Raw genomic sequence first — 21,784 nt, forward strand, 5'->3', positions numbered from 1 at the left:
GGCGGTCATGAACCACCGGATCGCTCTGTCCTTCGAGGACGGCGTCACTCGCTTCGTCACCTGTGCGGCGGACCAGACGGTCGCGGACGCGTCGTACCGGCAGCGCATCAACATTCCGCTCGACTGCCGCGACGGCGCGTGCGGAACCTGCAAGGCGTTCTGCGAATCGGGGGAGTACGAGGGCGGGTCTTATCTCGAAGACGCGTTGAGCGCGGACGAGGCGGAGCGCGGTTACGTCCTGCCGTGCAGCATGAAGCCGAAGTCCGATCTGGTGCTGCAGATCGCGAGCACGTCGGCGGTCGCGAAGACGCAGGCCGCCGAGCATCACGGAACTCTCGTCGCGCTGGAACGGCTTTCGCCGACGACGATGTCGCTGACCGTCGAGATCAGCGATCGGGACCGGCTCGCGTTTCTGCCGGGGCAGTACGTGAACATCACTGTCCCGGGGACCGAGGTGACGCGGTCGTATTCGTTCAGCAACGCGCCTGACGACAAGCGGCTGACCTTTCTGGTGAAGCTCACGCCGGGCGGTGTCATGTCGGATTACCTGACCGGGCGGGCGAAATCCGGCGACGAATTGACCTTCACCGGTCCGCACGGGAGTTTCTTCCTGCGCGAGACGGACCGGCCGGTGCTGCTGCTGGCCGGAGGCACCGGGCTCGCGCCGATCCTGTCCATTGTGCGCACTATGCGCGATTCCGGCGTGACCCGGCCCGCGCATCTCGTGTACGGCGTCAGCACCGACGACGACCTGGTCGAGACAGCGACGCTGGACAAGCTCGCCGCCGAGGTTCCGGGCCTGACCTGGGATTACTGCGTGTCGGACCCGGGGAGTGCCGCGCCGAACAAGGGTTACGTGACCACGCTGATCCGGGACGAGCACCTGCACGGCGGCGATGTCGCGGTGTACCTGTGCGGGCCGCCGCCGATGGTGGAGGCGGTGCGCGGGCATTTCGCGTCCGCCGGGTTCGAGCCGACCGGGTTCTACTACGAGAAGTTCGCGCTGGCGGCGCCAGTCCGGGCGCCTGAGATCCCAGTCGAGCCGGTTGTCGCGGCACTGCCGGAACCTGAACCGGAGCTGGAGTTCGTCGCGGGCCGCGCACTGGCCGGGCAGGAGCTGTTCCCGGAGGTCGAATTGGCCCCGCTGCGGGCCGGGGCGGTGTTGTCCGCGGCGGAAGAAGCGCGGGTCGCGCGCACGATCGCGGGCCAGGAAATGCTGCCCGCGGCCGACGAAACGCCGGGCGAGTACGAAATCGGCGAGGAGCACCCGTCGGTGCATGAATCGGACGCCGTTTTCGAGGCCAGGCAAGCGCTCGAACTGGGTGCGCTCGAACTGACCATCGGACGGCTGACCTCGGGCCAGCTCGCCGGGTACCGGCTGCTCGCCGAGTCGACCGTGCCCTATGTGGACGGTGACCGGTTCCTGGACGCCGCCGCCTACACCGAAACCAACGCGGCGTTCCACGACTACCTGTTCACGCTCACCGGCAACGAGCATCTGCTGCAGGCATATCAGGCGCTCGGCGTGAAGGGCCACATGGCCGAGACGCTGCGCAACGCGACCTGGTGCCATCCGCGATGCACGCAAGACCACCTGGACCTGGTCGCCGCGTTCGAATCCGGGGACCGGGCGACCGCGCGACGGCTGGTCGCCGAGCACGCGGAACGGTCGAAGGTCACCACCCGGCGGGCGATGAGCGGCGCGGCGGCGGGACCGAAATTCCTGTCGCCGGGGCGCTTCGCGGGCAAGGTCGTCGTGGTCACCGGGGCCGCGCAGGGGATCGGCGAGGCGACCGCCCGGCGGATCGCCGCGGAGGGCGGCGCGCTGGTGCTCGCCGACCGGTCCGGCCTGGTCAGCGGGCTTGCCGACGAGCTGCCCGAGGCCGCCGCGGTGGTCGCGGACCTGGAGACCTGGGCGGGCGCGCAGGCGGTCGCGGAAGCCGCGCTGGCCCGGTTCGGCCGGATCGACGTGCTGGTGAACAACGTCGGCGGCGCGCTGCGGTTCAAGCCGTTCACCGAGTTCGGCCCGGACGAGATCGAGGCCGAACTGCGCCGGTCCTTGCTGACCACGCTCTTCTCCTGCCGGGCCGCGCTGCCGTCGATGGCGGAGCGGGGCGGCGGGGTGATCGTGAACGTGTCGTCGGCGGCCACCCGGGGCATCCACCGGATCCCGTATTCGGCGGCGAAGGGCGGGATCAACGCGCTGACCGCGTCGCTGGCGTTCGAATACGCCGACGCTGGCATCCGCGTGGTCGCGACCGCGCCGGGCGGCACCGAGGCCCCGCCGCGGCGGATCCCGCGCGGCGGCCCCGATCCGGCCACCGACCAGGAACGGGAGTGGTTCCAGGCGCACATCGACCAGACTGTCGGGTCGTCATTGCTCAAGCGGTACGGCACCCTGGACGAGCAGGCCGCGGCGATCGCGTTCCTGGCCTCGGACGAGGCCTCGTACGTCACCGGCACCGTCCTGCCCGTGGCCGGGGGCGATCCCGGCTGACGGAGGCATTCGGCGAAGCGGGGAGGACCGTGACGACCGCGGCGGAGGAGCTGGCCGGCCTGCTGTCCCGGGCAGGACGCGCGGTGCTGCTGTGCGGTCCGGCCGGGTCCGGGCGCACCACGCTGGCGCGACGGGCCGCCGACGCGTTCCCCGGACCGGTGCTCCAGGCGACCGCGGCCGAATGGGAGAGCGACAGCGCGTTCGCCGTACTGCGGCAGCTGTTCCCGGACCTGTCGACCGATGGCGGGCCGCTGCCGCTTGCCAGCCGGATCGCGGCGGAGCTGGTGCCTGGGACGTTGCTGGTGATCGACGACGCGCAACTGGCCGATGTGGACTCCGTGCGGACGCTGTCGTCGTTGCTGCGGCACCATCCGGCAGTGCGGGCGACGGTCCTGCTCACTGTCGCGACCGGCGATTCTCGCGCTCGTGCGGATGTTCTGGAGCTGCTTGCCCGGATGTCCGGCGACGAGGTGCGCGTTCCGCCGCTTGATGCCGCCGAAGTGTCCGAATTGGCCTCGGCGCGCGGCATCGCCTTGCACCCGACGATGGCTGAACGATTGTGCCGCCACACTCTTGGCCGGCCGCGCAATGTCGTGCAGCTGCTGACCGAGGTCCCGCGTACGACGTGGGCGGGGTTCGATCCGAATCTGCCCGCACCGGCCGCGGTCGCTGCTTCGGTCCGCGAACGGGTCTCGCGGCTTTCCCCTGCGGCGGAACGGTTTGTCGCGGCCGCCGCAGTGCTCGGTGCTGGTGCGGCGGTGCGGTCGGTGGCGTCGCTGGCCGATCTCGACGGCGATCCGTTGCCGGTGCTGGACGAGGCGTGCGCGGCGCGACTGGTCGAACTCGCGCCGCGTGGGCTCGCCGAGGTGGGGCCGCCGGATCCGATGGTTCGCGCGGCGGTGCTCGCCGGGCTGGGTCCGGAACGACGGTCGAAGCTGCAGCGGCGGGCTGCGGAACTGGTCGAGGATCCGGCGCGGAGCTTGCGGTTGCTGGTCGCGGCCAGCCCGGTGCCGGACGCGAGTGTCGCTGATCGGCTCGACGCGCTGGCGGTCGAGCGAGCCGCTGCCGGGGCGTGGGGGACGGCCGCGGTGCTGCTCAACGATGCTGGGCGGCTTACCGAGGATGCTGAGCTGCGCCAAGCGCGGATCACGCGGGCTGTCGATGCGCTGATCGGTGCTGGCGATGTGTTCAGGGCGGCTGCGCTGGCTCCGGAAGTCGAGAGCGTGCGCGAGACGCCGCTGCGGGACGCGGTGCTGGGTTATCTGGCGGTGGTGCGGGGTCGAGCCACGGAAGCTGGCGGACGGCTGAGCCGGGCTTGGGATATCGTCAACGCCTCGCGGGACCCGGAGACGGCCGCGTTGATATGTCAGCGGTACGTGCTTGACGCGCTTTGCCGATACTCGGCAGAGGATCTCGTGCGGTGGGCGGATCGCGCTCTAGAGCTGGCCGTGCCGGAGACCCCGGCCGCAGTGGAGGCGGCGGCGATCCGGGGTCTCGGACTCGCTGCTTCGGGGCGGGCCAAGCAGGCTCGGCGGGATTACGCACAATTGGCTGAGCGGATCCGGCATGGTGCGCAGGCGCAGCGGATCGTGATGGCGCGGGGATGGCTGAATCTGCTCACCGATCGGATCGACGACGCCCGGGTGGATCTGGAAAGTGCTGTGCCCACTAGTTATTTGGGTGGTTCGGCGCGGATTTCCTTGTGGGCGCAGGCTTGGCTGGCGCGGACGTTGTTCCTGAGCGGAGAATGGGACGACGCTTTACGGGTGGTTCGGGAAGCACTCGTGCTGGTGGGCCGGACGGGAATTGTGCTTACCGCGCCTTTGCTGCATTGGACTTCCGCCGCGGTACATGCGTTGCGCGGGGATCAGGCGCGGGCGGAGGAGGCGTTGCTGGCTTGTGCTTCCGGGCCGCAGGATTACGAGATCATGCGGGTTCCGGCTTTGCTGGCCCGGGCGCAAGTTGCGGAGGCGGCCGCGGATTCAGCTGGGGTTTTGCGGGCGTTGCATCCGTTGACTCGGTTGTCGTTGCCTGCTTCGGTGGATGAGCCAGGGCATTGGCCTTGGCATGATCTGTACGCGCATGCCTTGGTCCTTAGTGGACGGTCTGACGAGGCGGATGCCTTTTTGGCTCCGCATGAGCGGGCAGCCGGGAAGCGGGAGCATGCTTCGGCTCGGGCTCGTCTTGCTGCCGCGCGGGGGCGGTTGCTGGGGGCGCGGAATGATCATGTCGGGGCGGTGGCGGCGTTTGATGCTGCGGTGGAGATGATTTCGGGGTTGCCGTTGCGGTATGACCAGGCTCGGATCGCGTTCGCATACGGACAGACGTTGCGGCGGTTAGGTCGGCGGGCTCGGGCGGATACGCAACTGGTTGCTGCTCGGGACGGGTTCGCTTCTTTGGGGGCGGTTACGTATGTGGCTCGGTGTGAGCGGGAGTTGCGGGCCGGTGGGGTGCATTTGCCGCGGGGTGGGGTGGATTCCTTGACGCCGCAGGAGGAAGCGGTGGCGCGGATGGTGGCTCGGGGGCAGTCGAATCGGGAGGTGGCTGCGGAGTTGTTTTTGTCGGTGAAGACTGTGCAGTATCACTTGACGCGGATTTACGCGAAGCTGGGGATTCGGGGGCGGACTGAGTTGGCTGTGCTGCGGTCTGGGGAGGAGGAGGGGTGACTGCTCGTCGCCTGGCGGCGACATCGGCTTTTGGTTGCGTGGGGCACCCCGAAGCTTGATTGTGCAGGGGAGCTTCGTATCGGGGTGCGGGGGAGGGGCTGGGTGCCCTCGATGGTTGGGTGCATCGGTTCCGGTGTGCGTTAGCGCCCCCCAACGAGATCTTCTCAATCGCTGTGGTGCATCGGCCGGACTGCGTGACATCTCCGCTTCCGCTGACGTCTGCGAGGGAGCGGCCCGGCGCGGCTCGTCGGCCGGTTCTCCGCCGCGCCCTGACAAACACCGTTACCACGAACCCGCCGCACACCGCGCTCCGAGAAAACCCCAATGTGGCATTGGGTGCGTCAGATGCACCCAATGTGGCGTTCGGTGCGTGGGATGCACCCAATGCCGCATTGGGGCGCACCCCGGCGGCGGGGCGGGGCGGTCCGTGAAGGGACCCCTCACGAACCGGTAGCGGTCGTGAGGGGACCCCTGAAGGAATCTGATTCCCTCAGGGGTCCCCTCACGTACGGGTCAGCTACGGATAGCGAAGGTCCAGCGGGCGTGCGCACCTGGGCCAACAGTGAGAGTCGAGTGCCCCAGCTGCTCAACGTGCCGCGTGCCAGCGGGGCCGTTCAGAGCCAGGTCGAGTTGGCGCAAACCGACTTGGTCGGCGGTTACCGTGTCGAAGCGGATGGTGGTCATGCCGTCGAAGGCGATGGCACCGGTGGGGAGCTGCCGTACGGTCATTCCTCCGGCGCGCAGCAGGGGCAGGGTGTTGCCCAGGTCGCGTGCGGTGATGCCGATGCGGATGCCGGTGACGTCGCGCATCTGGTGGTTGCGGTAGTCGTCCGGCAGGTACCGGTTGCGGCTGATGTCGCCGGGGTATTGCGCGGGGCCGGTGTTGCTGCGCGGGTCCGCGAAGTACTCCTCGCGGTATTCCATGCCCCAGGCACCGAAGGTGTCGTACTGGTCGGTGGTGAAGACTCCGTTGAACCACGGGACCGGCTTGCCGTCGCCGAAGTCGCGGGTTTGCAGGAATTCCAGCGGGTTCGCGATGCCCGCGTCGTGCAAGCGCTGGACCACTGTGGACAGTTGTCCGGTGTGTTCGACCGAGACTCCCAGGCCCGCCGAACCGAGGTCGCCGTCCTTGCCGGGGACGTCGCCGACACCGAAGAGTTCCACGTAGGTTTCCCGGCCCATCAGGTAGCGGCCGGTCCATTTTTCGCCGCCCGCGCCCGTGGTGGTGCGGACCTGGAAGTTCGCGAAGTCCTTGAGGTAGGCCGAATGCTCGATGGCGTCGGCGGTCTCGCGGTCGAGGACGCCGTAGCCGTGGTTGAAGTGCAGCAAGGTCTGCTCGCTCGCGTGTGCGGTGCCGGTCGCGGCCAGGGTCAGGAGCACGACCAGGAGCTGGAGGATCGTCCGGGTTCTTCGAGGTTTCGACATGGCCGAGGAGAGTAAGGCGACGGCGGCCGGGCGGCGGCGTTTTCGCGGAACTCGACCGCAACGGCCTACTGAGAATGTCTTTCTCGTTGTCCGGTCAAGTGGAAATTAGTTCACTTGGAGCAGTGACAGTGCATCACATTTAGTAACAGAATCAGGTCCTCGTGCCACCTGATCGGGTGGCACGTCGCGAGGGCCTCCGAAAGGACCTGTCATGACCACTCACCACTGGGGACCCGCCGGGAGGGCGCGCCGCCGCCTGACCGGTGCGGTGCTCGCCGCGGCTGCCGCCCTGCTCGTGGCGACCGCGCCGGACGCTGGGGCCGCACCTGCCGCGGCTTCGGGCACTTCGGCCGAGACTCCGGACAACCACCAGATGGGCGCCTCCATCCGGGCGCACGAAGGAGGCGGCACGGGGGTCGCGCCGGCGTCGGTCGAGGCGACCACGTCGGGCATCGACGTGAGCAGCTACCAAGGGGCGGTCGACTGGCAGTCCTATTGGAACCAGGGCAAACGGTTCGCCTACGTGAAGGCGACCGAGGGCACCGGCTACCAGAACCCGGACTTCACCCAGCAGTACAACGGTTCGTACAACGTCGGCATGATCCGCGGCGCGTACCACTACGGCCGCCCCGATCTCTCCGGCGGCGCGGCGCAGGCCGACTACTTCGTCGCGCACGGCGGCGGCTGGTCAAAGGACGGCAAGACCCTGCCGGGCACGCTCGACATCGAATGGGGACCCAACTCCGCCTGCTACGGGCTGAGCCAGTCCGCGATGGTGTCGTGGATCAAGGCGTTCAGCGACGAGTACCACGCGAAGACGTCGCGCTGGCCGGTGATCTACACGGCCACCAGCTGGTGGACCCAGTGCACCGGCAACAAGGGCGACTTCAGCTCGACCAATCCGCTGTGGGTGGCGGCGTACTCGTCGTCGCCGGGCGCGCTGCCGTACAACTGGGGCTTCTACACCTTCTGGCAGTACACCTCGACGCCGCTCGACCAGGACTACTTCAGTGCGGGCATCGACCGGCTGAAGGTTCTGGCCACCGGCTGAACCGGGCCCGTTCGGGAGTCCGGTCCGGCCGGGCTCCCGAACGGGGCCGTGCCCAGGCGAGGACGGCCAGCCCGGCCAGCGTGCCCGGCAGTCCGGTCGCGACTTTGGCCGCGACCAGCCAGGCGTTCGCCGGGTCGAGGCTGAGCAGGCCGGTCACCGCCGCCCGGACGAGGAAACCCGCGGCGAGGATCGTGGTCGCGACCGTGAACCGGCGGCGCGCGGCGCGTTCGGTCCCGGCGCGGCCGACCGCCGCCCAGCCGATACCGACGAGCGGCCGCCGCACGACGATCGACCCGGCCAGCACCAGCGCGGCCAGCAGGTACCAGACGAGGTCGGGCAGGAAAAGCCCGCCGCCGGATCCGGTCTGCCACGCGATGAACCCGGCGATGCCGACGCCGACCAGCCCGCCGAACGCCGGTCCCTTCGGATCTCCGCGCCGGATCCGGACCGCCGCGAGCACGGCGGCAATGGCAGCCGCGGCGCCGACTGCGATTCCGGTGCCGGCGACGGCGTTGAGCGGCGCGAGCACCGCCGAGGGGATGGCGGACAGGACGATCCCGGACGGCGTGTCGATCCGCGGTCTCGGCGCGGGGTTTCCTTTGCTGCCAAGGAAACGCCGCTTCACTTAAGCGCTCCCGCGACGGACCGTGCCGCTTGGTCGGGCGTGTCGCCGTACCCGATCGCCAGCCGTACCAGCAGATCCGCCAGCGCCGCCCGTCCCGCGGCCTCCGGCAACGCGCCGCTGAGCACCATCGTCGCCAGCCCGTGCTGCGTGCTCCACACCTGAGCCGCGCACATCTCCGTCTGCTCCGCGGGCACGCCGGGGAACCGGCCGGACCCCGCTGCCTGGTCGAGAATCTTCCGCAGCAGCAGGAAACAGGCTTCGCCCGCGCGGTCGTCGTCCAGCGGACGGTCGACGAACATCGCCCGGTACAGATGCGGTTCGGCCATCCCGAACCGGAAAAATGCCGCCACCGCCGCGGCGAGGGCGGTCACCGGGTCTTCAGCGGGCGAGTCCATCGTCTCTTCGAGCCGGCGAAAGCCCTCCAGTCGCACCTCCCGGCGCAACTGCTCGACGCTGCCGAAGTAGGTGTAGACCGCTGTCGTCGACACGCCCAGCTCGCGGGCCAGCCGCCGAGTCGACAAGGCTGGACCGCCTTCCTCGGCCAGCACCTGGGCGGCCGTCGCCAGAAGGCTTTCGCGAAGTGCGGCGTCGCGCTGTCTTGGGCTCACGCCAACGATAGTAAAACGGCGTTGCGTAACAGTGCAACACTAAAACTTCGCCAGCACCTCCATGACCGCGCCGACGATCCGCCGGGTCTGCGGCTGGCACGCCGCCCACGTCGTCAGCGGCACGCCCGGCTCGACCAGTTCGCTCCAGGCCCACTCGGGCAGCATCCGGTTCGCGCTGGGGCGGCTGAGCAGCACCGCGTCCGCCTCGACCGCCTCCGCGCAGGCCAGCGCGTTCTCGTTGAACCGCGCGAGCCGCCAGTTCGGCGACACTCCAAGCCCGTGCGCCGCGGCGAGCATCTGGTCGTGCCCGGCCGGGACCTGCGCCCGCGAATGCGCCAGCACCCGGACGTCGTCGAGATCCCGCAGCCGGCAGTGCGCGCGTCCGAAAAGCTGGTGACCAGGCCGGATCGCGACGCCGAAGGGATGTTCGAACAACAACCGCCCATGCAGCGTCGACGGCGGGTTCTGGTGGATCAGCCCGATGTCGATCCGTCCTTCGCTGAGCATTCGCAGCTGCTCGGTGCTGCTGGCGTCCAAAAACGACAGTGCGGCATCCGGCACTTGACGGCGGATTTCCGCGAGCGCCGCGAGCACCCAGTCCTGCGGAATCCCGGGCGGCAACGCGATCTCGACCTGCTCCTTGACCGGAGCCGCGGACCGCGTGACCTCCCGTGTCGCGTCCGCGAGCCGCAGCAGCTGCCGCGCGTGCTCGTGCAACGCCCGGCCGGCGACCGTCGCCTGCACGCCCGTCGGCACGCGGTCGAACAACGGCGTCCCGAGTTCGCGTTCGAGGACCCGGATCTGCCTGGTCAGCGCGGGCTGCGACATCAGCAGCAAGCCGGCCGCCCGGCTGATCGACCCCTCGGTGAACACGGCCACGAAATAGCGCAGCTGACGCAGTTCCATACCCTGGGGTTATACCCCCTTCGTTTGCGCCGCGGCGGCTGCCGGCGGACGCTGGGTGGCGACGGGAACCGCTGACACCGGAAGGAGCCGCTGCCCCGATGAGCAAACGCCAAGTCCAGGTACGCCGGGTCTACGACGCCCCGGAATCCAGCGACGGCGCGCGGGTCCTGGTCGACCGGCTGTGGCCGCGCGGGCTGAGCAAGGACCGCGCGCATCTGGACGACTGGCTCAAGCAGATCTCCCCGTCGACGGACCTGCGCAAGTGGTACTCCCACGACCCGGACCGCTACGACGAATTCGCCGAACGCTACCGCTCGGAACTGGAAGAACCGGAACGCGCGGAAGCCTTGGACCAGTTGCGCGCACTGGCGAAAAAGGGCCCGCTGACTCTCTTGACCGCGACCAAACGCAGCGACATCAGCGAAGCGGCGGTCCTGGCCGACCTGCTCAGCTAGCGTTCAGCCGCCGACCTGGATACCGTTGCGCTCGGCATACCGGCTGCCCCATTCGTACAACGCGGTCAGCGCCGGGCGTAGTTCGTCGCCTTCGGGGGTCAGCCGGTACTCGACCGTCGGCACCCGGCCGCCCACCTCGGTCCGGTCCACCAGCCCGGCCGCGGCCAGCTCCCGCAGCTGTTCGGTGAGCACCTTCTCGGTGATCGACGGAATGGCCCGGCGCAGCTGGCCGTAGCGGTGCGGGCCTTCCTTGAGCCGCGCCAGGATCACCGGCTTCCACTTCCCGCCCATGACGTCGACGGCCAGCTCGACCGCACAGGAGTAGCGCGCTTTCATCCCTCCATCATCGCCTAGTACGCACCGGAAAGTGCGTACTAGGCGCGCGGCCGGGCGCGTGCTTGGGTGATCCGGTGATCATCGAGTACATCCGGTACCGCATCCCGGACGGCGGGCACGCGGACTTCGAAGCCGCCTACCGACGCGCGGCCAAGTCGCTCGCCGCGGCGGAACAGTGTCACGACTATGAACTCTCGCACGCCGTCGACGAGCCGGGCAGCTATGTCCTCCGCATCGTCTGGACCTCCGCCGAGGCCCACCTCAAGGGCTTCCGCGACGGCCCTCATTTCGCCGCGTTCTTCGCCGAGATCCGGCCCTATGTCGAGCAGATCGAAGAGATGCGGCATTACGAACGCACCGAAGTGACCGGCCCGGGCGGGGCGGTGCCGACGCTCTATGAGTGGGCAGGCGGAGCGCCCGCGCTAGCCAGGCTGACCGAGGCGTTCTACGCGAAAGTGCCGGAGGACGACCTGCTGGCCGAGGTGTTCGCGGGGATGAGCCCGTCGCACCCCGCCCACGTGGCGGTTTGGCTGGGCGAGGTATTCGGCGGCCCGCCCGCGTACACCGAGCGACACGGCGGACACGCGCACATGATTTCCAGGCACACCGGCCGCGCGATCACCGAACCGCAGCGGCGCCGGTGGGTTTCGCTGCTGCTGGCTACTGCGGACGAGGTCGGGTTGCCTAATGACCCGGAGTTCCGCGCCGCGCTCGCGGGATATTTGGAGTGGGGCAGCAGGCTCGCGGTGGTGTTCTCCGCCCCGGACGCCGGGCCGGTGGGCGACCAGCCGGTGCCTCGGTGGGGCTGGGGGTCGGCTCCTCCGTGGAGCGGGAACTGAATTCGCGTTATCCCTTGCGGCGATGAGAAGTGCCGCACCGCCAGAAACGACACCACGGGTACAGTAAACTGCGGGCATTCCACAGTAGACCGTCGGCCGACGGTCATGCTGGCGATTCCCTTCGCCACTCCCGGCAATGACATCGTCCTGTTCCGCGCGAATGTTTCGCCCGCTCCGGAAGCCCCGGTGAATTCGGCTGTTCGCCGCAACCGCGATTCGGGCGTTCGGCGGCACCCGCGGCGGGGTAGTTGGGGCACGCTCGGTGTCCTTCGGGGCGCGAAAATCCCGGTTCGAGCCGGTGTTTCGCGTCGCGGGCCAAGGGAGGGGGCCGCGCTGGCGTCTACTGTGGACGTCCGGGGCCGTTCGTTTCGGATATGGTTGGCGGAATGGCTGATCTGACGCTCACCGGCCTCCGGGTCGTGGTCGAGGTTGCCCGCACCGGGTCGTTCAGTGCTGCCGCGCATCGGCTCGGCTACACGCAATCCGCGGTGTCGCGGCAGATCGCGGCGAGCGAACGTGCTACTGGAACCGCGTTGTTCGAACGGCATGCACGTGGAATCCGTCCTACGACAGCAGGAGAAGTGCTGATCCGGCACGCCGGTCGGGTGCTGGAAAGCGTGAGCGCGGCCGGAAAAGAGCTCGCCGGACTCCGTGACCGGCTGGCCGGGCGGATCTCGGTCGGCGGATTTCCCGCCGCGTCGGCGGTTTTGCTGCCGCGCGCGGTTTCCCGGCTGCTGCGCGCGCATCCGGGTGTGGAGGTGCAGCTCGCCGAATCCGCGACGCCCGCGCAACTCCAATCGGTGCGCCGCGGCCGGCTCGACGTCGCGGTGGCGGTCACCGGCGACGGTTTGCCGGAATACGATTTCGAAGGCTTGCGCCGCAGCGAATTGCGCAGCGGAATCGGGTGCGGAGTGGCGGTAGCGGAATCGCATCCGTTCGCCGGGCGAAGCTGGGTCGAGCCGGACGAGTTGGCTGAACAGCAGTGGATCGTCGGCGCGGGCGGCTCGCCGGAATTCGGGACGTGGCCGGGCATCGCCGGGCCGTCGATCGCGTTCGCGGTGCGCGCGTGGCCGACCCGGCTCGGCCTGGTCGCGGCGGGGCTGGGAATTTCGTTGGTGCCCGGGTTCGCGGCGGATTCGCTGCCTGCCGACGTCCGATGGATCCCCGTACGCGACGAGTGCGGCGGGTTGCGCCGCGTGCTGTGGGCGGTGACGGGGGAGCGGCCGGAGCCTGCTGCGGCGGCGATGGTGCGGGCACTGGAGGAGGAGGCCGGGTCGATCGGCCGGGGGTGCTAGGCGAGGGGTTCGCGAGTGGCTGGTTTTGGTGCGATGTGCGCACTATGACTCCGTGCGGTGAGGTGTGCCGTATCGAGTGGGTGACCGGGATTTACCTGGCCGAGCGATGCGGTGTCGAACAGGTGTTCGACATGATGGTGAGGTGTCGAAAGCAAGGTTTCTCCCGGCGCGACAGCCGCGAACCCGGGAGCGAAGAGAAGAGTCTTGGCGGATCCCCCAGCGCGGAGTTCAGCCGAAAACGCGTGTGCCGTATGCGTTTCTGTCGTATTTCGGAGCGGGTCGCTTCCCGCTCGGAGAGTTTCGCGGGTGGAGGCGGCGACGCTCTCTCGACCCGGAACAGTCGCCGGGCCGAGAGAAGCCGTTCCGGACAGCAGGCTGCCACGGGCCCCGGTGGCCCGGGTTGCGGCGTTGTCGGCTGCGCGCCTGGCTCCGTGTCCTTCGGGGAGTCGGGAGTGGCAGGAACGAGTGCCTCGAGACCCGACGTCGCGGCTACCCGTTTGCCGTGGGGCTGAGTCTGACGGGCCGGTCCGCGCGTTCGGAACCGGTCTTACCGTGGTCCGAACCCTCGGTAGGGCTGAAGCGGGATCACTGTGAACTCCGACAGCCCGGACTTGGCCATCGGCAAAGCGTCCACTGTGGACCTGGCCGTGGATTCGTCCGGCGCTTCGACGACGAAGCAGGCGCCGGGGAGGTCGTCGCGCAGCCAGATCTGGCGGACGACCCCGTCGAGGTAGAGGCGGCGCACCCGGTCCGTCTCGGCGGGGATGACCTCGGCGAAGTCGGCCTCCTCGAACGTCTCGGTGCGGCGGCGGCTGAGAACCATGAACTGCATGACAAACCTTTCGAATCAACGGTGGGAGAGTTGCGCGGTCTTGAGCAGCCGGGCGAGCAGACCGCCCGCGCGCATCCATTCGTCCTCGGCACCGGTGTCGACGCGGGCGACGGCGGGGTGTTCGGACACCGCCCGCCCGCCGCGGCGGACGACGACGGTGAGCGGGGCGTTGACGAGCGGTCCGTGTTCCAGGCCGAGGACGTCGAACTCCTCGCTGCCGTCGAACGCGCCCAGCTCAGGGCATTCGACGGGCAGCACGCCCAACGCGACGAGATTCGTGCGATGGATGCGCTCGAAACTCCGGGCGAGGACCGCCTGCACGCCGAGCAGCCGGGTGACCTTCGCGGCCCAGTCGCGGGCCGACCCGGCGCCGTAGGAATGGCCGGCGACGACGACCGCGGGAGTGCCGCGCTCGGCGTAGGCGGCGGCCGCGACGTGCACCGGTACGAGGTCGCCGTCGGGGAGGAGGCGGGTCCAGCCTCCGGGCCGCTCCCCGGCGAGTTCGTTGCGCAGCCGCGGGTTGGCGAAACCGCCGCGCAGCATCACCTCGTGGTTGAGCCGCCGGGAGCTGTAGGTGCCGAGGTCCTCGCGCGCCACCCCGCGTTCGGCGAGCCACTGGCCCGCCGCCGAATCGGGCAGGATGCGCGAGACCGGGGAGATGTGGTCGGTCGTGATGCCGTCGCCGAGCACGAGCAACGGCCGCGCGCCTCGGATGTCCCCCTCCCGGACCGGCCTGGCGACCTCGGCGTCGGCGAACGGCGGCCGCCGGATCGTCCCCGTTTCGTCCTCCCACTGGTAGCTTTCGTCGTCCGGATGAGGCAGGCGCTGCCAGCGATCCGTCGTCATGGGCGAGAACGCGCCGGGAGACGCCAGCGCGGCGGCCGCGTCGATGTCCGCTTCGGCGGGCCAGAGGTCCGCCAGCAGCACGGGATTCCCGTCGCGGGCGGTGCCGAGCGGTTCGCGGTCCAGGTCGATCGTGGTGCGCCCGGCGAGCGCGAACGCGACGACCAGGGGAGGCGAGGCGAGATAGGCGTTGCGCACGTCGGGGTGGATCCGGCCGGGGAAGTTCCGGTTGCCCGACAGCACGGCGGAAACGGCGAGATCGCGGGCCTCGATCTGCCGCGCGACGTCCGGACGGAGCGGGCCGGAGTTGCCCATGCAGGTGCCGCAGCCGAATCCGGCGACTTGGAAGCCCAGTTCGTCCAGTGCCGGTTGCAGGCCGGCAGTGGCGAGCAGGTCCGCGGTGGCCTGCGAACCGGGGGTCAGCGAGGTCTTCGTCCACGGGGCGACTGCGAGGCCGCGGGCGACGGCGTTGCGAGCCAGCAACCCAGCGGCAGCCATCGCCCGCGGGTTGGACGTGATGGTGCAGCTGGTGATCGCGGCGATCACCACGGCTCCGTCGGGCAGATCGCCAGAGCCGGGCCGGGCCGCCGCGGGGTCGTACAGGTCGGCGGGCCGGAGCGGCTGGTGCGGGCGGGACGGCCCGGCCAGCGTCCGGTCCACCGTGGCGAGGTCCAGCTCGATCACGTCGTCGTAGTCCGGCTCGGCTCCGTAGAGCATCCCTTGCGCGGCAAGGTAGTCGCGCACCGGTCCGGCGGGGCGGCCAGTCGCGGAAAGGTAGTCGAGCGTGCGGGTGTCGGCGGGAAAATAAGCCATCGTCGCGCCGTACTCGGGTGCCATGTTCGCGATGGTCGCGCGGTCGGGCACGGCCAGACCGGCGAGGCCGGGTCCGTGGAACTCCACGATCCGCTGCACGACCCCGTGCGTCCGCAGCAGCGCGGCGAGCGTCAGCGCCACGTCGGTCGCCAGCACGCCCGGCCGGACCGTTCCGGTCAACCGGACCCCGACGACCTCGGGCACCCGCAGGTAAAGAGGCTCGCCGAGAGCGGCGGCAGTCGCCTCGATGCCGCCGGCTCCCCAGCCCGCCACGGACAGCCCGTTGATCATCGTGGTGTGGCTGTCGGTGCCGACGACGGAATCGAACCCGGCGAGCGGGCCGGGCGTGACGACGTCGGCGAGCACCTCGAGGTTCAGCTGGTGGCAGATCCCGATGCCGGGCGGGACGACCCGCAGGCCGGGAAACCGGGTCTGGGCCCAGCGGAGGAACCGGTACCGGCCGGCGTGGCGGGCGTACTCGCGGTCGAGGTTCGTCGCGGCGGCCAGGGGAGAGCCCGCGGTGTCGAGTTCCAGCGCGTGGTCGACGACCAGGTCCATCCGCTTGCGCGGGGCGACCGACGCCGGGTCGAGCCCGAGCCCGGCGGCCCGCTCGGCGAGCGCGACCAGGTCGGCGAGGACAGGAATGCCCGAAGCATCCTGCAACAGCACCCGTTCCGGGTGGAACGGGATCGCCGCGGCGGTGTCCCGGCGGGCCAGCGCGCGCACGTGCTCGGCCGTCGCCGTGCGGCCGTTCTCGTGCCGCAGCACGTTTTCCGCCAGGACGCGGGTGGAGTAGGGCAAGCGGCCGAGCGGGCCCGCGCCGTTCGCTTCGGCGGCGGGCAGGCTGAAGAACCGGGTGCCGCCGGGCAGCGGCCGCAGCGCGCGGAACGAATCGAGGGTCACGGCTGCGGCACCGGACGTTCGGAGGCCCCGGTGTAGGCGGGCAGCAGCGGCGGCGGGATCGGCCCCTTGATCCGGCGTCCGGACTGGCTTTCCTCCCAGGCGTGGGACAGGATCCCCACCGACCGGGACAGGATGAACAGCCCGCGGCCCAGTTCCGGCGGGAACCCGAGTTCCGCGTAGACGACGGCGGTCGCCCCGTCGATGTTCATCGGGACCGGCTTGGCCCGCCCGGCCGCCAGCTGCCGTTCGAGTTCCCTGGCGACGGCGAGGAATCGCCCCTCGACCACTCCGGCCGCGGCTTGGTCGGCCACTGCCTCCAGCAGGGGGTCGCGGCGCGGGTCGCGCGGGTGGAACCGGTGCCCGAAGCCGGGTATGTGCTGCCGGCGGGAGCGGAAGTCCGACAGCGTCTTGGCGACCGCGGTCTCGAGACCGTCCTTTTCGGACTCCGCGCGGAGCTGGCCGAGGAGTTCCATGCACTGCTGTCCTGCGCCGCCGTGCACGTCGCCGAGCAGGCCGACGCCGGTGGACATCGCGCCGTGCAGGCCGACGCCGCACGTGGCCGCCATCCGCGCCGCGGCGATCGACGGGGCCTGCGGGCCGTGGTCCACCGCGGCGACGAGGGCCTTCTCCAGCAGCGTGGCCTGTGCCTTGCCAGGAAGCTCCCCGCGCACCATCAGCCAGACCGTCTCCGCGAAGCCCGCGCCGGAGATCAAGTCCTGCACCGGATAGCCGCGCAGCCGGATGCTCCCGGGCTCGATGTCGGAGACCGCGGTGGACCACCATTCGGTCACGTCCCGGGTCGACGTCGCCCGGACCGCTTCTTCGCGAGCGGAGGTCATACCGCCTTCTCCTCCCGCAGCCGGACGATCTCGGGTTCCGCGAACCCCAGTTCCCGCAGGATCGCGTCGGTGTGTTCGCCCAGCCGCGGCGGTCGCGAGCCGGCGGCGACCCGTGCGCCGTCGACCCGGGTGGGAGCGCCGAGCACCCGCATCGCTCCGCCGGCCGCGGCGGGCGATTCGACTGTCGTGACGAGTTCGCGGTGCGCGATCTGTTCCGACGCCAGTGCTTCGGGCACGGAAACCACCGGCGCGGCCGGTACTCCGGCCTCCAGCAGGATCTCGTCCCACTCCGCCGCGCTCTTTTCCTTGAGGGAGGTCTCCAGCTCCGCTCGCAGGGCCTCCCGGTTGCGCTTGCGGTCCTCGCGGACGGCGAACCTCGGGTCGCTGATCAGCTCCTCGCGGCCGAGCACCCGGCAGAGGATCTCGTACTGCTCCTGCTTGTTCGCCGCGATGTTGAGCGCGCCGTCGCCGGTCTCGAACGTGCCGGACGGCGCGGAGGTGATGTTCTCGTTGGCCATCGGAGCGGGTTCGCGGCCGCCGATCAGATGATCCGACACCACCCAGCCCATGGCGGTGAGCGCGGCGTCCAGCATCGAGGTGTCGAGGAAAGCTCCTTGGCCGGTGCGGCGCTGGCGGAGCAGCGCCGAGGAGATCGCGAACGCCGCGGCGAGCCCGCCGAAGCTGTCGCACACCGGGAACCCGACTCGCAGCGGCGCGACCTCCGGCGTTCCGGTCACGCTCATGATGCCCGAAAGCCCTTGGACGACCTGGTCGTAAGCCGGCCTGCGCCGCATCGGCCCGGTCGCGCCGAATCCCGAGACGGCGCAGTAGACCAGGCTCGGGTTGATTTCCCGCAGCCGGTCCCAGCCGAACCCGAGACGCTCCAGCACTCCGGGGCGGAAGTTCTCCAGCAGCACGTCGGCGCGCGCCACCAGCTTCGCGAAGACGTCCTTGCCTCCCTCGCTCTTGAGGTCGACCGTCACGGACCGCTTTCCGGAGTTCTGGGCGAGAAACGAGACGCCGAGCCCTTCGCCGGACAGCTCCGGATCGGCGCCGAGCTGGCGGGCGAGGTCGCCGGTGCCGGGCGGTTCGACCTTGATCACCTCGGCGCCCATCAGCGCGAGCTGGTACCCGGCGAACGGACCGGCCAGCACGTTGGTGAGGTCGAGGACGCGCACGCCCTCGAGCAGGTCGGCGGTCACAGGAACACCTCCACCGGGCCGAGCCCGGCTTCGCTGATCTCGCGGGCGGCCGCGGTCACCGCGTCGACGTAGCGGCCGACGCGATCGGCGGTGAAGCGCGAGGTCGGCCCGCTCGCGGACAGTGCCGCGATCACCCGGCCGTCCTTGGCGAAAATCGGGGCGGCCACCGCCGACGCGCCCAGTTCGCGTTCGCCGTGCGTCACCGCGTAGCCCGCCTCGCGGATGCTGGCGACCTCCCGCCGCAGCGGCTCCAGTTCGAGGCCGGACCGGCGGCCGGCCAGCTCGTGCAGCACCTCGTCCGGCGCGCCGCCGAGCAGGATCTTGGCGCTGGCTCCGCTCGCCAGCGGATACGGCACCCCGACGGCGACCACGCTGCGGACCGTCGCGGTGCCCTCGGCCTGGGCGATCGCGGTCCGATCGAGGCCGCGGCGGACGTAGACGTTCACGGTCTCGCCGCAGGATTCGGCGAGCCGCGCCATGATCTGGCGCGCCTCCGGCCCCACCTCCCACAGCGCTTCCGCGAGCTTGACCCAGCGGAGGAGACCCGCGCCGGGGCCGTAGGAGGAGTCGCCGCGGTCCACGATCAGCCCCAGGGATTCGAGCGTCGCGAGCAGCCGCACGACGGTGGTCTTCGGCAGGCCGGTGAGCGCGACCAGCTCGCGGAGCTGCCGGATCGGATGCGCCGCGTCGAACAGTTCCAACACCTCGACGGCTCTCGCGATGCTGCGCACTCCGCCGTCGACCCGCGTGGAAGCGGTACCAGTCTCAGCCATGTCCACCACCATAGACCGTCAGATGGTTCGCGTAAACCACGTTGTGGGTTGACTGAGACTTGAGCGCGTGTTCTCCTACTTTCCGCGATGCTCGGACTGGACAGCGGAATTCTTGAACCGCTCAATGGCGCGCTCGGGACGAGAAAGGGAGTTTCGTGAGTCGACAACAGGCAGATCTGGTCGTGGTGGGGTGCGGCGCGGGCGGGCTCGCGACCGCGGTGCGGTTTCTCGAATGCCGTCCGGAAGGCCGGGTCGTCGTGCTCGAACGGACGTCGAAGGCGCAGCGCGGCGGCAACACCGCGTGGACCGGCGCGTTCTTCCGGCTCGAACCGGACGGCGAACCGGCTGCCGACTTCTCCGCGCGGATGCGCGACCTGAGCGGCGGACGCACCGATCCGGCGATCATCGGCAGGCTGGCCGCACTGGCCCGGCCCACGATGGAATGGCTCAACGAGAACGGCGTCGCCACCAAACCGGACCTGACCTACTTCCTGACCTCGAAGGGCCCGCGGCTGATGCCCGTCGGCGGCGGCGCGGCGATCGTCGAAACCCTTGCCGCGCGGGTGGAAACCCTCGGCGGGACCATCCGCTACAACACCGCCGCCCACGACCTCGTCCAGGACGAGACCGGCGCGGTGACCGGCGTCGTCACGGCGGACGGCACGCAGTGGGAAGCGCCGACGGTGGTGCTCGCCTGCGGCGGTTTCGAAGGAAGCACGGCACTGCTCGACCGCCACCTCGGCGAGCGCGGGCACGAACTCGCGCCGATCGCTCCCGGCGGGCGCGCCAACCAGGGCGAGGGCATCGAAATGGGCGTGCGGGCGGGCGCGGCGACGGACGGCCAGTTCGAGCGCTTCCACGGCGAGCCGGTCGATCCGCGCACCCGTTCGCCGGAAGCGCTGGTCATGGTCTACCCGTACGGCATTCTGGTCGACCACCGCGCGCAGCGGTTCCTCGACGAGGGTTCCGACACCCCGGACAACACCTTCGAGTCGGTGGCCTACCGGATCTGGCGCGACGCCGATCAGTTCGCCTACGTCGTCGCGGACCAGAAACTGGTGCGCCGGGACATCGCCCGCGCCGTGCTGACCGACCGCGAGCCCGAAACCGCGGACACCCTCGAAGCGCTGGCGCAGCGGCTCGATCTCGACCCTGCCGCGCTCGTGGCGACCGTCGAGGCCTACAACGCCGCGGCCCGGCCGGGCCCGCTCGACGTCACCGCGCTCGACGGGATCGCGACCAGCGGTCTCGAACCGCCGAAATCCAACTGGGCCCGCCCGATCGACGAGCCGCCTTACGTCGCGTGGCCGGTCACCTGCGCCATCACCTTCACCTTCGGCGGCCTCAAAACCGACGAACACGCCCGCGTCGTGGACCGCCTCGGCGCACCGATTCCCGGCCTGTACGCCGTCGGCGAGACCGCCGGGATCTACCACGGCAAATACCCCGGCGCGACCTCCGTCCTGCGGGCCCTCTGCTTCGGCCGGGTCGCCGGGGAAGCGGCGGCGTCCCGTTCCACCACCCCGAGCACCGCGGCTTGAGGCCACAGGAGAAAGCCATGAACCCGTCCACCCGCAGCATGTCCCGGCGCGCCGCCGTCGCGAGCCTCGTCGGCACCACCATCGAATGGTTCGACTTCTTCATCTACGGGCTCGCCGCGGCCCTGGTCTTCGGCGAGCTGTTCTTCCCCGAGGCCGACCCGCACAGCGGACGGCTGGCGTCGTTCGCCACGCTCGGCGTCGCGTTCGTCGCCCGGCCGATCGGAGCCGCGATCTTCGGCCACCTCGGCGACAAATTCGGCCGCCGGACCACGCTGATCGCGACCCTGGGCGTCATGGGCGCGTCGACCGGGCTGATCGGGGTGCTGCCGACCTACCGCTCGATCGGCATCGCGGCCCCGATCCTGCTGATCGCGTTGCGGCTGCTGCAGGGGCTCGCGGTCGGCGGCGAATGGGGCGGCGCGGTGCTGATGTCGGTCGAGCACGCGCCGCCGTCGCGCCGGCGGCTGTTCGGGTCCGCTCCGCAGATGGGCAGCCCGCTCGGCCTGGTGCTCGCCACGGCCGTCATGTCCGCGGTGTCGGCGCTGCCGGACGACCAGTTGCTCGCCTGGGGCTGGCGGATCCCGTTCCTCGCCGGTTTCGTGCTCGTCGGCGTGGGACTGGTGATCCGGCTCGGAGTCGCCGAACCGGAGCAGTTCAGCGAGCTCAAGTCGGCCGGGCGGACGGCGCGGCTGCCGCTGCGCGAAGTATTCACCGGTGCGCTGCGCGGGCTTGCCGCCGGCACCGGCGTGCAGGCGTCGGTCAACGTCGTCTTCTACCTGATCTCGGTGTACTTCCTGACCTACGCGACGGCGTCGCTGGGCATGCCCCGCAACACCGCACTGCTCATCGTGATGATCGCGGCCGCCGTCGACCTGCTCGCACTGCCGCTCGTGGCCTCGGTGAGCGACCGGATCGGCGCGCGCCCGGTGCTGCTCGGCGGAATCGCGTTCACCGCCGTCGCCGTGTTCCCGTTCTTCTGGTTGCTGGACGGCGATCACCCGGTCGTCACCGGTGTCGTGATCACCGTCATGATGCTGGGCGCGCACGCCACCGTGTACTCCGTGATTTCCAGCGTGATCGCCGACCAGTTCGACACCCGCGTCCGCTACAGCGGCACCGCGCTGAGCAACGCACTCGGGGCGCTGATCTTCAGCGCTCCCACGCCTTTCATCGCCGAAGCCGTGGTCGGCAACGGCACCCGGTGGTGGCCTCTCGCGCTGCTGACCGTCGTCGCCGCTGCCATCTCGCTTGTCGCCGTCGCCGGTACTTCGCGCCGTCGGCGGTCCGCCGCCCGGGCGACCGAACCGGCCGTCTCCGCCTCCGCCTGAACACCTG

18 protein-coding genes are annotated in these 21,784 nt (G+C 70.3%); 8 read left to right on the top strand and 10 right to left on the bottom strand.

From position 1 onward, the window contains the following. The first annotated feature begins 7 nt into the window (after nt 1–7). Together benC and WA670_RS37320 are read left to right on the top strand one after the other, a co-directional pair. Nucleotides 8–2,497, top strand: coding sequence for a benzoate 1,2-dioxygenase electron transfer component BenC (gene benC / locus WA670_RS37315; RefSeq protein WP_336160980.1), 2,490 nt, complete (start codon nt 8–10; stop codon nt 2,495–2,497). 29 nt (nt 2,498–2,526) lie between these two features. Beyond that, a complete protein-coding gene (locus WA670_RS37320; protein WP_336160981.1) occupies nt 2,527–5,163 on the top strand; it encodes a helix-turn-helix transcriptional regulator in 2,637 nt (878 codons plus the stop codon). Between the two features lie 513 nt (nt 5,164–5,676). Here WA670_RS37320 and WA670_RS37325 read toward each other — a convergent pair. Beyond that, nucleotides 5,677–6,588, bottom strand: a complete 912-nt coding sequence (locus WA670_RS37325; protein WP_336160982.1) for a DUF5829 family protein — start codon at nt 6,586–6,588, stop codon at nt 5,677–5,679. A gap of 211 nt (nt 6,589–6,799) precedes the next feature. On the opposite strand from WA670_RS37325, the gene WA670_RS37330 reads away from it, so the two are divergent. Continuing rightward, nucleotides 6,800–7,639, top strand: a complete 840-nt coding sequence (locus WA670_RS37330) for a GH25 family lysozyme (RefSeq protein ID WP_078870432.1) — start codon at nt 6,800–6,802, stop codon at nt 7,637–7,639. Here WA670_RS37330 and WA670_RS37335 read toward each other — a convergent pair. The 3 genes from WA670_RS37335 to WA670_RS37345 are packed head-to-tail and all read right to left on the bottom strand — an operon-like array spanning nt 7,596 to nt 9,778. Further along, nucleotides 7,596–8,264, bottom strand: coding sequence for a DUF3159 domain-containing protein (locus WA670_RS37335; RefSeq protein ID WP_336160983.1), 669 nt, complete (start codon nt 8,262–8,264; stop codon nt 7,596–7,598). The genes WA670_RS37330 and WA670_RS37335 overlap by 44 nt on opposite strands. Continuing rightward, nucleotides 8,261–8,872, bottom strand: a complete 612-nt coding sequence (locus WA670_RS37340; protein ID WP_336160984.1) for a TetR/AcrR family transcriptional regulator — start codon at nt 8,870–8,872, stop codon at nt 8,261–8,263. Before WA670_RS37340 ends, WA670_RS37335 begins: the two co-directional genes overlap by 4 nt. Before the next feature lie 39 nt (nt 8,873–8,911). Then, complete coding sequence (locus WA670_RS37345; RefSeq protein ID WP_037812306.1) at nt 8,912–9,778, bottom strand: LysR family transcriptional regulator; 867 nt, start codon at nt 9,776–9,778, stop codon at nt 8,912–8,914. 98 nt (nt 9,779–9,876) lie between these two features. On the opposite strand from WA670_RS37345, the gene WA670_RS37350 reads away from it, so the two are divergent. Next, nucleotides 9,877–10,233, top strand: coding sequence for a DUF488 domain-containing protein (locus WA670_RS37350; RefSeq protein ID WP_037812305.1), 357 nt, complete (start codon nt 9,877–9,879; stop codon nt 10,231–10,233). Nucleotides 10,234–10,236: 3 nt separating this feature from the next. On the opposite strand, the gene WA670_RS37355 is transcribed toward WA670_RS37350, so the two are convergent. After that, nucleotides 10,237–10,569: a winged helix-turn-helix transcriptional regulator gene (locus WA670_RS37355; RefSeq protein ID WP_134667726.1), complete on the bottom strand. Its 333-nt coding sequence runs from the start codon at nt 10,567–10,569 to the stop codon at nt 10,237–10,239. Nucleotides 10,570–10,643: 74 nt separating this feature from the next. On the opposite strand from WA670_RS37355, the gene WA670_RS37360 reads away from it, so the two are divergent. Then, nucleotides 10,644–11,408 (top strand): group II truncated hemoglobin, encoded by a 765-nt coding sequence (locus WA670_RS37360; protein WP_336160985.1) that lies wholly within the window; start codon nt 10,644–10,646, stop codon nt 11,406–11,408. A 386-nt stretch (nt 11,409–11,794) separates the two neighbouring features. Further along, entirely contained in the window at nt 11,795–12,703 is a 909-nt protein-coding gene (locus WA670_RS37365) for a LysR family transcriptional regulator (RefSeq protein WP_336160986.1), read from the top strand. A 547-nt stretch (nt 12,704–13,250) separates the two neighbouring features. Here the strand turns inward: WA670_RS37365 and WA670_RS37370 are convergent. From WA670_RS37370 to WA670_RS37390, 5 genes are read right to left on the bottom strand one after another with little or no spacing between them, the layout of a single operon-like run. After that, nucleotides 13,251–13,535 (bottom strand): hypothetical protein, encoded by a 285-nt coding sequence (locus WA670_RS37370; protein WP_134667729.1) that lies wholly within the window; start codon nt 13,533–13,535, stop codon nt 13,251–13,253. 15 nt (nt 13,536–13,550) lie between these two features. Beyond that, nucleotides 13,551–16,094, bottom strand: coding sequence for an aconitate hydratase AcnA (gene acnA, locus WA670_RS37375; RefSeq protein ID WP_336160987.1), 2,544 nt, complete (start codon nt 16,092–16,094; stop codon nt 13,551–13,553). Continuing rightward, nucleotides 16,091–16,933, bottom strand: a complete 843-nt coding sequence (locus WA670_RS37380; protein WP_336160988.1) for a citryl-CoA lyase — start codon at nt 16,931–16,933, stop codon at nt 16,091–16,093. The genes acnA and WA670_RS37380 overlap by 4 nt, the downstream gene beginning before the upstream one ends. Continuing rightward, nucleotides 16,930–18,135: a CaiB/BaiF CoA transferase family protein gene (locus tag WA670_RS37385; RefSeq protein WP_336160989.1), complete on the bottom strand. Its 1,206-nt coding sequence runs from the start codon at nt 18,133–18,135 to the stop codon at nt 16,930–16,932. Before WA670_RS37385 ends, WA670_RS37380 begins: the two co-directional genes overlap by 4 nt. Continuing rightward, the gene (locus tag WA670_RS37390) at nt 18,132–18,908 is read right to left on the bottom strand and encodes an IclR family transcriptional regulator (RefSeq protein WP_037812737.1); all 777 of its coding nucleotides are present in this window, start codon (nt 18,906–18,908) and stop codon (nt 18,132–18,134) included. Before WA670_RS37390 ends, WA670_RS37385 begins: the two co-directional genes overlap by 4 nt. A gap of 155 nt (nt 18,909–19,063) precedes the next feature. Here WA670_RS37390 and WA670_RS37395 point away from each other — a divergent pair, with 155 nt between their 5' ends. Both WA670_RS37395 and WA670_RS37400 read left to right on the top strand, forming a co-directional pair. Further along, the gene (locus WA670_RS37395) at nt 19,064–20,449 is read left to right on the top strand and encodes an FAD-binding protein (RefSeq protein WP_336160990.1); all 1,386 of its coding nucleotides are present in this window, start codon (nt 19,064–19,066) and stop codon (nt 20,447–20,449) included. A 17-nt stretch (nt 20,450–20,466) separates the two neighbouring features. Continuing rightward, a complete protein-coding gene (locus WA670_RS37400; protein WP_336160991.1) occupies nt 20,467–21,777 on the top strand; it encodes an MFS transporter in 1,311 nt (436 codons plus the stop codon). The last annotated feature ends 7 nt before the right edge of the window (nt 21,778–21,784 follow it).

Source organism: Amycolatopsis sp. VC5-11, assembly GCF_037034185.1.
GTDB classification, from domain to species: domain Bacteria; phylum Actinomycetota; class Actinomycetes; order Mycobacteriales; family Pseudonocardiaceae; genus Amycolatopsis; species Amycolatopsis nivea.

Coding starts and splice junctions, on each gene's coding strand:
- WA670_RS37365 (WP_336160986.1), top strand. CDS start 11,795: ATGGCTGATCTGACGCTCACCGGCCTCCGGGTCGTGGTCGAGGTTGCC.
- WA670_RS37345 (WP_037812306.1), bottom strand. CDS start 9,778: ATGGAACTGCGTCAGCTGCGCTATTTCGTGGCCGTGTTCACCGAGGGG.
- WA670_RS37355 (WP_134667726.1), bottom strand. CDS start 10,569: ATGAAAGCGCGCTACTCCTGTGCGGTCGAGCTGGCCGTCGACGTCATG.
- WA670_RS37350 (WP_037812305.1), top strand. CDS start 9,877: ATGAGCAAACGCCAAGTCCAGGTACGCCGGGTCTACGACGCCCCGGAA.
- WA670_RS37380 (WP_336160988.1), bottom strand. CDS start 16,933: ATGACCTCCGCTCGCGAAGAAGCGGTCCGGGCGACGTCGACCCGGGAC.
- benC (WP_336160980.1), top strand. CDS start 8: ATGAACCACCGGATCGCTCTGTCCTTCGAGGACGGCGTCACTCGCTTC.
- WA670_RS37370 (WP_134667729.1), bottom strand. CDS start 13,535: ATGCAGTTCATGGTTCTCAGCCGCCGCCGCACCGAGACGTTCGAGGAG.
- WA670_RS37330 (WP_078870432.1), top strand. CDS start 6,800: ATGACCACTCACCACTGGGGACCCGCCGGGAGGGCGCGCCGCCGCCTG.
- WA670_RS37390 (WP_037812737.1), bottom strand. CDS start 18,908: ATGGCTGAGACTGGTACCGCTTCCACGCGGGTCGACGGCGGAGTGCGC.
- WA670_RS37400 (WP_336160991.1), top strand. CDS start 20,467: ATGAACCCGTCCACCCGCAGCATGTCCCGGCGCGCCGCCGTCGCGAGC.
- WA670_RS37325 (WP_336160982.1), bottom strand. CDS start 6,588: ATGTCGAAACCTCGAAGAACCCGGACGATCCTCCAGCTCCTGGTCGTG.